This window comes from Deinococcus sp. (genome assembly GCF_030523985.1).
GTDB lineage: Bacteria > Deinococcota > Deinococci > Deinococcales > Deinococcaceae > Deinococcus.
Window position 1 is genome coordinate 13,637 of record NZ_JAUNHK010000002.1, and the last position, 12,456, is coordinate 26,092.

Below are 12,456 nucleotides of genomic sequence, written 5' to 3' on the forward strand. Positions count from 1 at the left end.
CATTTCGCCAGTCGGCCTGGGCCGTGAAATCGAGCGGCTGGCCCTGGTAGCGCGTCCCGCCCAGGCGCACGCGGCCCTGGGTCGCGCCGAACTGCGCCGTGACCACACCCGGCGAAATGGCGGCGCGAACCTCGGCGGGCAAGCCAGCCAGCAGCGGGGAAAGGGGGGTGGAGAGCTGGCCCCCCAGCGCCGGAAGCAGTTGCACCCGCCCCGACAGTGGCCCACTGGGAAGGGCCGCCAGCACGTCGCCGTCGCCCGCCAGCCGCACCTGCCCGGCCCGATTGAGGTCGCCGGTCCAGAGGGCATAGGCCGCGTTCAGGCCGCCCGCCCAGCGCCCGCCCTGGTAAATCAGGCCGCCCAGGTCGGCCCGCGCTCCGGTCAGCGAGGCCCGCAGGGGAATGCTCTGCGCCGGAACCACCAGACGGGCCGCATCGTTGCCGAATTGCTGCTGCCGCAGGGTGAGTGTGCCGCGCAGGTCGTCGGGGCCACCGCTGGCCCGCGCCGTGAAATAGGGCCCGTCCGAGACCAGCCGCAGGTCGCTGAGGGTCGCAGGCAGAAGGAGGCGGCCCGTCAGTTCGACCCGCTGCCCGGCCACCGCACCGCTGGCCCGCACCCGCCCGCCTTCCGCCCGCAGGTCAAGCGTCCCGGCGCGAACTTGCCCGGTCAGTTGCCCGCCCCGCGCCCGCAGTTGCCCGGTCAGGCGCTGCCCGGCGAGGGTCAGCCCCCCCAGTTCGAGGTCGAGGTCGTCGAAGCCGTCAAGTCGTAGTCGCCCGCTGCCGCCCTGGGCGTCGGTCACGCTGAGCAGGCCGCGTGGGTGCGCTCCGGTGCCCTGGATGTTGCCGTCCACCAGCACGTTGCCCTGCCCCGGAATCGCCAGGGGGCCGCTCACGTCCAGGTCGTAGCGTCCAGCGGGCAGCGAGGCGGTGCCACGCGCCTGCAACCCCTCGGGGCCGCGCACCAGTACGTTCAGGGTGTTCCAGGGACCGCCGAGCGACAGGGTGTACTGGTCGAGGGTGCCGCTGGCCTGCACCTCGCCCCGGAAAGACGACGAGGACGCGCCGCCGACGGGAGGCCCCCAGGTGGCGCGGCCCTGAACGCGCCCGCTCTGCCCGAAAGCGGTGAGGGACTGGGCACCACTGAGCCGCAGCAGCCCGCTTTCGCCGTCGTAGGCGGCTTGCAGGTCGCCCCAGCGCCCGCCGACTTGCAGCGCCGGGGTCAGCGTGCCGCTGAGGTCGAGCGTCTGGGCGGGCAGTGTCACCCCACCGAACGAGAGTTCGCCCGTGCGCCCGCGCAGGCTGGCGGTCAGCCGTTCGTATGGCCCCTGCACGGCGGCCTGCAAGGTCTGGCCCAGATACCGGGCCGCGCCGCTTACCTGCACGCGGGGGTAGACCTGCCCGGTCAGGCGGGCGGTCACGGCTTCACCGTTCAGCGGCAGCGCGGCTTGCAGGTCGGCCTGCACCTCTCCGCCGGGCGCGGTGCCGGGTCGCCGGGTCAGGAGGCCGCGCAGGGCCACGCCGCTCAGTTGCCCGTTCAGCTTCGCCGTGCCGCCCAGCCCGCGCAGATTCAAGTCGAGGGTGCCGCTCAGGTCGCGCTGGCCCTGGGGCAGCAAGGGACGCAGCGCCGCGAGGTCAATTCGGCCTGTCGCATCGAGGTTCTGCCCGCTGAGGACGCCGCTGGCGCTTTCGCCCCGCGTGTTTAGGGTAAAGCGGACTCCAGGGTTCTCGCCCGCCGCGAGGCTGAACACGCCGCCGATGTCGCTGCCCGACAGCCGCGCCGTGGTGCGGTAGGGGGCGCTGAGGTCGCTCTCGGCCAGCACGGTCACACCCCCGGCGCTGCCCCGCAGACTCGCCACGCTGCCGCGCAGGTCGGCCCGTAGGTCGTAGCCCTGGCCCTGGGCGCTCAGTTGCCCAGTGACCCGCCAGTCCTGCCCCGCGCCGGGCGGGGTCGCCTGCACGTCGCCGCTGACCCGCACGCCGCCCAGCACGCTCAGGCGGTCAAGACTCGCGCTGACGTTGCCGCCATCCCAGGTCAGGCGCTGCGTCTGTGGCCCGTTTCCCTGCCCGAAAGCGAACCGGGCCGTCTGCCGATTGCCGCTGAGCGTCAGGCGGCCCCGCAGCGGCGCGTCCAGCCCCGGAGCCTGGGCCGTCAGATCGCCCGCCAGCGTGCTGTTCTGGGCGTCCAGCGTGCCCGTGCCGTTCAGCTCCACGCCCGAAACCTGCACGCCCCGCGCCGTCCACTCGCCCCGGAACTGTGGGTCGAGGTCGAGGATGACGCGCCCAGCTGGGCCTGCTCGGTTGGCGGGGTTGGCTGTGTTCAGGTCGGCCCGTAGGCCCGCCGGGGTCAGCCGGGCCGTGCCTGCCACCTCCAGCGGCCCCACCTGCCCCCCGCTGATGTCGGCGCGGAGGTCTTCGGGCCGCCCGCTGAGGGCCACCCGCGCCCGCGCCGCGCCGTAGTCGGGGTTGAGGATGGCCTGAAGGTCGCCTCCCTGCATGGCGTAGCGCCCTTTCATCGGCCCGCCGAGCGCTTGCCCGGTCAGGGTGAGGGCGTTGTCGGCCCCGATTCGCGCTGCTATGTCCAGCGGTTTTCCGGCGAGGTCGCCCTTCCAGCCCACCGTGCCCGCTCGCCCGATGGCCCATTGCCCGCGCAGTTGCTGCTCTCCGGCGAGTTTGGTGTAGGCGCTAAACGCCACATCGTTGGTCTGGGGCGTGGTGGCCCCGTCGCGGTTGAGCAGGGTGTACTCGGCCCGCAGTCGCCGCAGCGGAACGCCGCCCAGCATGGCTCCGTCCGGCCCGTCGCCCCCCTTGACATATCCCTTGACCCGCACGGTCGACCAGCCGCCCGCCGTGACCCGCAGCTTCAGGTCGCCCTGCCCGGTGGTTCCCAGCGAACGGGCCAGCCCCGCCACCGTCGGGTCGGCGTCCACCGTGACCGTCCAGTGTTCGGCCCTGAGGTCGGCGGCTCCCTGCGCGGCTACCGGCCCGTCCCAGGCGCGGCCCGCGAGGTTCAGGGTCACGTCGTCGCCCCGGTGCGCGGCGCGGCCCGACACCTGCCGCACTTCCACGAATTCGGCGTCCGGCACGCGCAGCAGCCCGTCCGTCAGTTTCACGTCGCCCTGCACGGTATGCGGGAAAAGGACGTAGCGGCCCTGCAACTTCCCGGCCTCCACGCCCGCCCAGTAGGGGCGCAGGATGCGGGCATCGGCGGCGAAATTGATGGCGTAGACGTTCGCGCCGCCCTGCTCGGTCACCTGCACGTCGCCCCAGAGCTTGCCGTCGGCGGTGCGCCCGCTGAAATTCACGCGTCCGTCGGGGCCGGGCGACAGGTCGAGGCGGGCGTCGGGCACGTTGACCCCGCTGCCGTCCACGGTCAGGCGGGTGTTTTTGACCTCCACGCGGTTGACCAGCACTTGCCAGCCGCCGCCCGCGCCCCCGCCGCCCCCGTTCGTCCCAATGAGGTCTTTCAGCCGCAGCGCCACGTCCCCGTCGGTCACGCTGACATTGACCCGCAGCCGCCGCGCCGCCCAGTCCACGCCCGCCAGGTTCACGGCGGCCTCGCCAGCTTTGAGCTTGATGCCAGGCTGGGCCAGCGCCGCTTGCGACAGCTTGGGCGACCAGAGGGGGCCGCTGACCTGCTCGGCGCTCAGGCCGATTTGTTCGCCGTAGTGACGCAGGAGTGCCCCGCCGAACAGCAGCGGCGTGTAGGCCAGGGTGCCGAGGAGCAGGCCGCCCCCCAGCAGCAGCCAGGGCCAGCGCCGTGCCCGCCGCAGCGTACGGACACGGTTCACGCGGCCCCCCTGTCAGATACAGGAAAAGCCGCGTGGCGCTCGGACAAAAAGGCAGGGGCAAAGCCGGACATCAACCCCTGCATTGTAGGCAGCCTAAATGAGCATGTGTCCTGCCCGGCAAAAGTGGGGCAGCCCCTCCCCGGTCAGATGAAAAGCGGGGCGTCCGGGTCTTCGGGTTGCAGGCGGTCGCGGCGCGAGAGGTACTTGGCCCCGGCGATGCCACCCAGGGCGCCGACGGACAGGACAAGGAGCAGCCACAGCAAGACGGCCGGGGAGTCGGTGCGCGCACGCTTACTCCGGGGAGAGTGACGAAAAGCCATGACATCAGCATAACAGTCAGCGCCTCACTTTCGCCCGGCATACTGGCCTGCATGAAAGCCGCCGCCCTCAGACCGCCGCTGCTCGCCGCGCTGCTGCTCGCGCCCCTGCTCAGCGGTTGCCGTTTCAATTTCGTGCCGCTGATTCCGCCGCCCGTGCAGGTGTCGCTGCCCATCCGCATCACCCAGGCCGACCTGAAGCGAGAAGGGGACACGCTGGTGCTGGCGGTCACGCTGGACGGGCGACTGGAACCCGGCTACCTGACCGCCCACTGGTTCGACGGCGCAAAGGAACTCGGCACCGACAGCGTGTATCTAGACGCCCAGACCCGCAGCGCTGCCCTGCGCCTGCCCGTCACAGGCAAAGGGGCTTACCGCGCCGTGCTGAGTTTCGGCGGCACGGTGCTGCGGCAGGTCGAACTGTACGAGGTCAACCCGTGAGTGCTCCAGTGTGGTCCGGGCGGGTGTGGTCAGGCGTAGTGGAGTGGACGGCGGGCGAGCGCGAACGCTTCGTGTGGCGAGAGGGGCAGGTCGTGCCCTACCGCACCGAACCCTGGCCCGCCCCGGTCAACTACGGTTGCCTGCCCGGCACGCTCAACCCCGCCGACGCTGCCGAGGTGGACGCGGTGTGGCTGGGCGACCCACTGCCCGTCGGTCAGCAGTTGCGCCTGAGTCCCAGTGGCCTGCTGTGGCTGGCGGACGGCGACCACAAGGTGGTTTTTGGGGAGGCACGGGAAGCCGACCTCGCCGCGCTGCTGGCGTGGTTTCCACCGGAACGCGGGGCCAAGTGGCTGGACGCCGCCGCTGCCCAGGCGTGGCTGAGTGAAGTGGGGCAGGGTGAACCGGGCGCGGCAGACGGCCCCATCGCTTAACGCCTGTCCCCCCGGCCCTCACCTCCCGTCAGCCTGTGGCGGGCAAGGTAAGGACATGAGAAATTTGATGCTCACCCTGGCCCTGCTCGCGGGCGGCGCGTCTGCACAGACGAACCTGACTGCTCAGGCGAACGTGACCACTGCTCCGGCCCCCTCGCAGACTTCGACGGCTCCGGCGTCCAAGGTCTACCCCTCGGGCTACACCTTCCGCCAGATGCTTGACGCGCTCGGCGCCCTCAAGGGTGTGGAACTGCGCGGCGTGGGCTTCGACGAACGCGGCTACCTTAACCTGACCGTGGCCGACGACGCGACCCGGCAGCAGGCCATAGACAAGGTGGCGGCGGCGGGCCTGCCGACGGGCGTGCTGGCTTTTGGCGGCGTGCCCCTCAGCGGGGCGGCCCAGGGCAGCGCCACCGGCACCGTGACCGAAACGCCCGCTGGTCAGGCTCCCGTAACCCCCGGCCCTTCCAGCCTGCCCAGCGACGGGCAGCCGCTCAGCCAGCCCCACCGCGCCGAGTTGCGCGGCCCGAGCAGCGTCCGGGCAGGCGAGGCGAACACCTGGAGTTTCACCCTGACCAACCTGGGCAGCAGCGCCATCCGCCTCGAACACGGGGCCTGCGACGTGCGGTTCGAGGTGGTCAGTGCGGCGGGCGAAATCGTGCGGCCCGAGCCCAAAAACACCATCTGCACCATGCAACTGGTCTACACCAACGTGACCCCCGGCGAGACCCAGGAAGTGCAAAACATCGGCTGGGAAGGCAAAGATGCTGCCGGGCAACTCGTCCCCGCAGGCGAGTACACCCTCCGCGCCGTGTTCCGGGGCGCAGGCCAGCGCAGCGAAGTGGCCGAGTTGAAGGTGACGGTGCAGTAAAACGCCGTACCGAAAAGGGAGCCAGAGCGTCGGCCCTGGCTTCCTTCTTTTCGGTCAGACCTGCCCTACTTCACCGTAAACCACTTCATCACGCTCTCGCCCACCTGCCACATCAGCGCCGTGTAATTCCCCGCTGGCAGCGCGGGGAGTTTGCCACGCCATGGCTCCAGATGAACGCCACCCGACGGGACCAGCGTAGGCCGATAATCCGACGTGCAAGCCCCGCCTTCGGGCTTGTTGTCGTAGACCACCTTGCCGTTGCCATTGCGAATCAGCAGGCCCGCGCCGCATAGCCGCATGTCCCGCTCGACCGTACTGCGCCAGATGTTGCGCGAGGCGACCTGCATTTGCAGCGGTTGCCCGGCCTTGGCTTTGGAAAAGACCAGTTCGGTCACGAACGGCCCCGGCCCCACGTTCACCGTCGCCGTGGCATAGAGCGGCGGCTGGGTACGCAGCGTCAGGATGGCGGTGTACGCGCCAGGATTCAGTTTCATGGGCAGGGTGACGTTGAACACACGGGACTTGCCCGCCCGAAAGGTCACTTTCTCGCCCGTGTCGCAGTCGGCGGCCAGATACCGCTGGGTCAGCGGCGGCCCACCTGCCTTGTCGTAGACCTTGAAGATGGGGCAGGGCACCGTGTCGCCGCGAAAACCGTTCAGGGTGACGGTGTTGGGGCTGTAGACGATGAGGCGCAGTTTGGCCTGCTGGGTCGCCAGCACATCAAGCTGCTGCAATTCCAGGCTGACCTCTGCGGAGGCGGTGGAGGCGAGAAGCAGCGGGAGAAGCCAGAGGGAGCGCATAGGCCCATGCTGCCGCTGGCAAGCTGACGGAGTGTGAAAAGGGGTCAGCTTCCGGCGGAGGGAGGGGGTTACTTCACCTTAAAAGAGCCGACTGCGCTGCCAAAATTGTTCCAGTGAAAGACCTGGTAGGTGCCAGCAGGCAGCCTGATTTTCCTGCCCCATTCCTCGGTGTGCTGCTGCCCTGGCTTGAGCGTGATGGGGCGCAGGTCACCCGTGCAGACTTGCGGTTTTGGCGACTCGTAGACCGTTTGGCCCAGCCTGTCCCGAATCAGAAAGTCCGTTCCGCACAGCCGCAAGTCCTGCGAAAAAGTCTTGCCGGAAACATTGCGCGTGACCACCTTGAGCGTGATGACCTCGCCGCTGAGATAAACGGGATTCAGGTCAAGCCACTGGACGACCTGGGGAATGTTCTGGACCCCGAAAAAGGTAGTCAGGGCGGCTTTATGCCCGTTGACCGAGTCATTGAACGTGAGCTTTGCCTTATACGTCCCAGCGGGCAAGGCGACAGGCAGTGTGAGCGTGTAGAGCCTTTGCCCCCGCGCTGGAATGGTGACATTGTCCAGGCTTTCGGCACAGTGGACTTTGGGAAGAGGCAGTATTTTCTGCGTTCCTGACGGGCGGATTTCCACTGTGGGGCAAGTCGCCCTGTTGAAAATGGCGGGCTGCGGGTTCGGGTTGGCAATCAGCAGCGTGACTTTGACATTTTGCCCAGCAAAAGTCTGATTGGGGTAGGGGCTGAGTTGCAGGTCGGCGGCAAGGCCCGAAGTGCTGAGCGCTAGGGCAAAGGCGGGCAAAAGTGGACGCATACAGCCATGCTGCCGCTCGCAAGCTGACGGAGTGTGAGAAAAGCGGGGCCAACTTTCGGCGGATGCTCCGGCCCCTCTATCCGACCAGAATTTCCGCATGGATACTCTGACTGGCCTTCTGGTGTCTGCGGCGCACGCTCTCGCTGGCCGCCCGGCGACGACTGGGCTATGCCCTGCACGTCTTTGCCTGTGTCTAGAGCAGTTCTCCGAATTACGCGGGCGCCGGAACAGCACCGCCACCCGCTCCATTCTCCGCCCCGCTCGTCGAAATTCACTCGCTCCGCTCGGACAGAAACGCTGCGCTTTTTGTGTCCAATGTTCTACCTGCCTGTGCTGGTCTGGTGGTATCTGACGGCTTACAGTGGGCCTTCCTTCGATACGGACGAGGAAGTGGCGCACCACCTGGGCGACATGCTGCTGAGCTTTCTGTTCCTGAGCGGCATGGCGGTCCTCAGTACGCCGCTTTGGTGGCTGGTCCTGAATGCCGTGCGGCGCAGAAAAGAAGGCTGACTTCATCCTTTCCGACCGTTCAGTACGGGACTTTCCACGCCCCAGCGCCGCGTAAGCTGGGAAAGATGACTCGTCCTCAATCCGAACAAGCCCCCGAAAATCAGCCGACTGGGGTCAGGCCCGACGCGGCGCATCCTGCCGCCCAAGACCCTTCTATCGGTCGTGTCCCAGGTCGTCCTGGCGTGCAAAAACCCGAAACTGACCCCAAAGTGCGCGACTCGGCCTTCCTGAAAGCGGCACGCGGCGAAAGGGCCGACCATACGCCCGTCTGGTTCATGCGGCAGGCGGGGCGCTACATGCCCGAATACCGCGCCCTGCGTGCGGGCCGCAGCATGTTGGACTGCATCCGCACGCCTGACCTCGCCGCCGAGATTACGCTGCAACCCTTGGGGGCGTTTCCGCTGGACGCCGCGATTCTGTTCAACGACATCCTGACCCCGCTGCCGACGATGGGCCTGAGTCTGGATTTCGTGGGCGGCGTCGGCCCCGTGATTCACAACCCGATTACGACCACCAAAGACGTGGACATGCTGGGCGTGCCCGCCACCGCCGAGACGATGCCCTACACCGCCGAAAGCATCCGCCTCCTGGTGCCCGAACTGAACTCGCGGGGCATTCCGCTCATCGGCTTCGTGGGTGCGCCGTTTACCCTCGCCAGCTACGCGATTGAGGGCAAAGGCAGCCGCAACTACGAGAAAACCAAGCGGTTCATGTACTCCGAACCCGCTGCCTGGGAACGGCTGATGGGCAAATTCGAGGCGCTGCTGGCCGATTACCTCACCGAGCAGGTGGGGGCGGGCGCGAGTGCCGTGCAGATTTTCGACTCGTGGGTGGGGGCGCTGAGCGTGTACGACTACCAGACCTTCGTCAAACCCGCCACGGGCCGCCTGATCGAGCGTGTGAAGGGGCTGGGTGTGCCCGTCATCTACTTCGGCACGGGCGCGACCCACCTGATGCCCGACATGGCCTCGCTGGGGTCGGATGTGATGGGCGCAGACTGGCGCACCCCGCTGGATAAGGCGTGGGGGCTGGTGCAAAAAAGCCAGAGCATCCAGGGCAACCTCGACCCGCTGCTGCTGCAAGCCCCCTGGCGCGAACTGAAGCACCAGACCGACCGCATTCTGGGCGAGGCGAACGGACGCCCCGGCCACATCTTCAACGTGGGCCACGGCCTGCTGCCCGAAACGCCGATGGACGCGGTGATGCGGGTAACGGAGTACGTGCATGAGAAGACGAGTTGATGGTTGATGGTCGAGAGTTGATGGAAAAGGCACCTTATCTCTATCAACCATCAGGCCGAAGGCCGAAACCATCAACCCTCCACCTTTTAGACACTTCTCCCGCCCCAAACTCCAAACACAGGACAATACCCCATGCCCAGATACCGCTCTAAAACCACCACCGAAGGCCGCAACATGGCGGGTGCCCGTGCCCTGTGGCGCGCCACCGGCATGCAGGAAGGCGACTTCCAGAAGCCGATCATCGCCGTCGTGAACTCGTTTACCCAGTTCGTGCCCGGCCATGTTCACCTCAAAGACCTCGGCCAACTCGTCGCGGGCGAAATTGCAGCGGCGGGCGGCGTCGCCAAGGAATTCAACACCATTGCCGTGGACGACGGGATTGCGATGGGCCATGACGGAATGCTGTACTCGCTGCCCAGCCGCGAGATCATCGCCGACAGCGTGGAATACATGGTCAACGCCCACTGCGCCGACGCGATGGTGTGCATCTCCAACTGCGACAAAATCACGCCCGGCATGCTGATGGCGGCCCTGCGCCTGAACATTCCCACCGTCTTCGTCTCGGGCGGGCCGATGGAAGCGGGCAAGGTGCGCCTGAAGGACGGCGAACACGCGCTCGACCTCGTGGACGCGATGGTGATGGCCGCCGACGACAACGTGAGTCAGGAAGACCTCGACCTGGTGGAGCGCTCGGCCTGCCCCACCTGCGGCAGTTGCTCGGGCATGTTCACCGCCAACTCCATGAACTGCCTGACCGAGGCGCTGGGGCTTTCGCTGCCGGGCAACGGTTCTACGCTGGCGACCCACTCCGACCGTCAGAACCTGTTCAAGCGGGCCGGACACCTGATCGTTGATCTCGCCGAGAGGTACTACGAGGGCGACGACGAGAGCGTGCTGCCGCGCTCCATCGCCACCTTCGACGCTTTCGAGAACGCGATGACGCTGGACATTGCGATGGGCGGTTCCACCAACACCGTGCTGCACTTGCTCGCGGCAGCCCACGAGGCGGGCGTGGACTTCACGATGGCGGACATTGACCGCCTCTCGCGCCGCGTGCCCGTGCTGTGCAAGGTGGCCCCTGCCAAGGCCGATGTTCACATGGAAGACGTACACCGGGCGGGCGGCATCATGTCCATTCTGGGCGAACTTGACCGCGCCGGGCTGCTGCATACCGATGTGAACACCGTCCACGCCCCGACCATGGGGGACGCACTGAACGCCTGGGACGTGATGCGGACAGATGAACACGAGGAATTTTTCCGCGCCGCACCGGGCGGAATTCCTACCGTTTTTGCGTTCAGCCAGTCGCGCCGCTACCGTGAACTGGATAAAGACCGCGAAAGCGGCGTGATTCGCAACGCCGAACACGCTTTCTCGCCTGACGGTGGTCTCGCCGTGCTGTACGGCAACCTCGCGGAAGACGGCTGCGTGGTCAAGACCGCTGGCGTGGACGAGAGCATCCTGAAATTCACGGGCACCGCCCGCGTCTACGAGTCGCAAGACGCTGCTGTAGACGGCATTCTGGGCGGCGAAGTGGTGGAAGGCGAGGTTGTCCTGATTCGCTACGAAGGCCCACGCGGCGGCCCCGGCATGCAGGAAATGCTGTACCCGACGAGCTACCTGAAATCCAAGGGCCTCGGCAAAGCCTGCGCGCTGGTCACTGACGGGCGTTTCTCAGGCGGCTCCTCGGGCCTGAGTATCGGTCACGTCTCACCCGAAGCGGCGGAAGGCGGCACGATTGGCCTCGTCCAGACGGGCGACACGATTGAAATTGACATCCCTAACCGCACCATTCACCTCGCCGTGCCGGACGCCGAACTCGCTGCCCGCCGTCAGAAACAGGACGAACACGGCTGGAAACCCGCTGAAGAGCGCCCCCGCAAAATCACCGCCGCGCTGCGTGCCTACGCGTCCATGACGACAAGTGCGGCGCGGGGAGCCGTGCGGGATATCTGATGCAGGTGGCGGATAGCAGCCAGCAAATGGCTTTTTGCCTTCTGCCATCTGCTATCTGCCTTCTGCACCTCAAGGAGTACCCATGACCACCCCACAAACTGAACAAAAGCCCCTCGGCATCCTCTTCATGGCCTACGGCGGACCGGAAAACCTGGACGAGATGCCCGGTTATCTGGCCGACATCCGCGCAGGCCGCGTGACTTCCGCCGCCATTCTGGACGAAATCACCAACAACTACCGCCAGATCGGGGGCAAATCGCCGCTGCCCGAGTTTACGCAGGCGCAGGTGGACGCCACCATGAAAGCCCTGGAAGCGACGGGCCGCCCGCTGAAGGCGTACATCGGCATGCGCCACTGGAATCCCTGGATTGAAGACGCCGTGCGCGACATGCTGGACGACGGCATTGAGCAGGCCATCGCCATCGTGCTGGCCCCGCACTACTCCAGCCTCAGCGTGGAAAAGTACCAGAAGAAAATCAAGAACGCCCTGAAGATGAACCACGGGCACATCGACTTCGCGTTCATCAACGAGTACCACACCGAGCCGGGCTATATCACCGCACTGGCCGAGCGCGTGCGTATGGGCATTCAGGAGTTTCCCGAAGGCGAGCGCGACGACGTGCATGTGGTTCTCTCGGCCCACTCGCTGCCCGTTCGTATCGAGAAGGAAGGCGACCCCTACTCCAGGCAACTGCTCGAAAGTGCCGCCCTGGTCGCCGGGCACGCGGGCCTGCGCGACGATCAGTGGTCCTGGAGTTACCAGTCGGCGGGCCGCAGCCCCGAACCCTGGCTGGGGCCGCAGCTCGACGAGCACCTGCACGCCCTGGCCGAAAAAGGCGTGAAAAAGGTCGTCAGCGTGCCTGTAGGCTTCGTGTCCGACCACGTGGAAATCCTGTTCGACATCGACATCGCCGCGCAGGAAGTCGCGCAGGAATTGAACATGAAGCTGGTGCGTCCGCCCGCGCTGAACACCGACCCGCTGTTCATTGGGACTCTGGCGAGTGTGATTGAGCGCAAGGCGGCGGAGTTGGCGTGAGGTGGGGTGGCATTTTGAGTCTGCTGGTGGCCCCCTCACCCCTTGCCTGCGGCAAGGCCCTCTCCCGCGAGGGGCGAGGGTCAACAGCTTTTACCCCTCTCCCCCCGCGGGAGAGGGGCGTTGCGAAGCAACGGGGTGAGGGGTGACTCCCCCCATCATCATCGTCGGCGCGGGCATGACGGGCCTCGCCGCCGCTTGGGAACTCCAACAGCGCGGCGTGCCGTATGTCCTGCTGGAAGCGGGCGACTACTTCGGCGGCAAGG

Annotated in this window: 11 protein-coding genes and 1 pseudogene; 8 read left to right on the forward strand and 4 right to left on the reverse strand. The window is 67.0% G+C overall.

Translation table 11 applies throughout. The annotated features are described in order from the left end of the window. Both Q4C89_RS00605 and Q4C89_RS00610 read right to left on the reverse strand, forming a co-directional pair. Positions 1–3,784: pseudogene (locus Q4C89_RS00605) on the reverse strand (translocation/assembly module TamB); the annotation flags it as partial. A gap of 143 nt (positions 3,785–3,927) precedes the next feature. Then, a complete protein-coding gene (locus tag Q4C89_RS00610; RefSeq protein ID WP_303100670.1) occupies positions 3,928–4,104 on the reverse strand; it encodes a hypothetical protein in 177 nt (58 codons plus the stop codon). 51 nt (positions 4,105–4,155) lie between these two features. Between Q4C89_RS00610 and Q4C89_RS00615 the strand changes: the two genes are divergently transcribed. The 3 genes from Q4C89_RS00615 (at position 4,156) to Q4C89_RS00625 (ending at position 5,844) form a co-directional block, all read left to right on the forward strand. Then, positions 4,156–4,542, forward strand: coding sequence for a hypothetical protein (locus tag Q4C89_RS00615; protein ID WP_303100671.1), 387 nt, complete (start codon positions 4,156–4,158; stop codon positions 4,540–4,542). After that, complete coding sequence (locus Q4C89_RS00620) at positions 4,539–4,973, forward strand: inorganic pyrophosphatase (RefSeq protein ID WP_303100672.1); 435 nt, start codon at positions 4,539–4,541, stop codon at positions 4,971–4,973. The genes Q4C89_RS00615 and Q4C89_RS00620 overlap by 4 nt, the downstream gene beginning before the upstream one ends. Before the next feature lie 67 nt (positions 4,974–5,040). Beyond that, complete coding sequence (locus Q4C89_RS00625) at positions 5,041–5,844, forward strand: hypothetical protein (RefSeq protein ID WP_303100673.1); 804 nt, start codon at positions 5,041–5,043, stop codon at positions 5,842–5,844. Between the two features lie 65 nt (positions 5,845–5,909). Here the strand turns inward: Q4C89_RS00625 and Q4C89_RS00630 are convergent, their stop codons facing one another. Next, positions 5,910–6,644 (reverse strand): hypothetical protein, encoded by a 735-nt coding sequence (locus tag Q4C89_RS00630; protein ID WP_303100674.1) that lies wholly within the window; start codon positions 6,642–6,644, stop codon positions 5,910–5,912. A 68-nt stretch (positions 6,645–6,712) separates the two neighbouring features. Next, entirely contained in the window at positions 6,713–7,450 is a 738-nt protein-coding gene (locus tag Q4C89_RS00635) for a hypothetical protein (protein ID WP_303100675.1), read from the reverse strand. Between the two features lie 315 nt (positions 7,451–7,765). Here Q4C89_RS00635 and Q4C89_RS00640 point away from each other — a divergent pair, with 315 nt between their 5' ends. From Q4C89_RS00640 to Q4C89_RS15100, 5 genes are all read left to right on the forward strand, one after another. Continuing rightward, positions 7,766–7,960, forward strand: coding sequence for a hypothetical protein (locus Q4C89_RS00640; RefSeq protein ID WP_303100676.1), 195 nt, complete (start codon positions 7,766–7,768; stop codon positions 7,958–7,960). A gap of 65 nt (positions 7,961–8,025) precedes the next feature. Next, entirely contained in the window at positions 8,026–9,201 is a 1,176-nt protein-coding gene (hemE, locus tag Q4C89_RS00645) for a uroporphyrinogen decarboxylase (protein WP_303100677.1), read from the forward strand. 132 nt (positions 9,202–9,333) lie between these two features. Then, entirely contained in the window at positions 9,334–11,157 is a 1,824-nt protein-coding gene (gene ilvD, locus Q4C89_RS00650; RefSeq protein ID WP_303100678.1) for a dihydroxy-acid dehydratase, read from the forward strand. An 82-nt stretch (positions 11,158–11,239) separates the two neighbouring features. After that, on the forward strand, positions 11,240–12,193 hold the full coding sequence (hemH, locus tag Q4C89_RS00655; protein ID WP_303100679.1) for a ferrochelatase: 954 nt from the start codon (positions 11,240–11,242) through the stop codon (positions 12,191–12,193). Positions 12,194–12,335: 142 nt separating this feature from the next. After that, positions 12,336–12,456 (forward strand): FAD-dependent oxidoreductase (locus Q4C89_RS15100; protein WP_368493193.1); only part of this gene is annotated, 121 nt, incomplete at its 3' end.

What these genes read in the sequence shown, in the direction of transcription:
- hemE (WP_303100677.1), top strand. Translation starts at nt 8,026, where the DNA reads ATGACTCGTCCTCAATCCGAACAAGCCCCCGAAAATCAGCCGACTGGG.
- Q4C89_RS00615 (WP_303100671.1), top strand. Translation starts at nt 4,156, where the DNA reads ATGAAAGCCGCCGCCCTCAGACCGCCGCTGCTCGCCGCGCTGCTGCTC.
- hemH (WP_303100679.1), top strand. Translation starts at nt 11,240, where the DNA reads ATGACCACCCCACAAACTGAACAAAAGCCCCTCGGCATCCTCTTCATG.
- Q4C89_RS00635 (WP_303100675.1), bottom strand. Translation starts at nt 7,450, where the DNA reads ATGCGTCCACTTTTGCCCGCCTTTGCCCTAGCGCTCAGCACTTCGGGC.
- ilvD (WP_303100678.1), top strand. Translation starts at nt 9,334, where the DNA reads ATGCCCAGATACCGCTCTAAAACCACCACCGAAGGCCGCAACATGGCG.
- Q4C89_RS00610 (WP_303100670.1), bottom strand. Translation starts at nt 4,104, where the DNA reads ATGGCTTTTCGTCACTCTCCCCGGAGTAAGCGTGCGCGCACCGACTCC.
- Q4C89_RS00640 (WP_303100676.1), top strand. Translation starts at nt 7,766, where the DNA reads ATGTTCTACCTGCCTGTGCTGGTCTGGTGGTATCTGACGGCTTACAGT.
- Q4C89_RS00630 (WP_303100674.1), bottom strand. Translation starts at nt 6,644, where the DNA reads ATGCGCTCCCTCTGGCTTCTCCCGCTGCTTCTCGCCTCCACCGCCTCC.
- Q4C89_RS00625 (WP_303100673.1), top strand. Translation starts at nt 5,041, where the DNA reads ATGCTCACCCTGGCCCTGCTCGCGGGCGGCGCGTCTGCACAGACGAAC.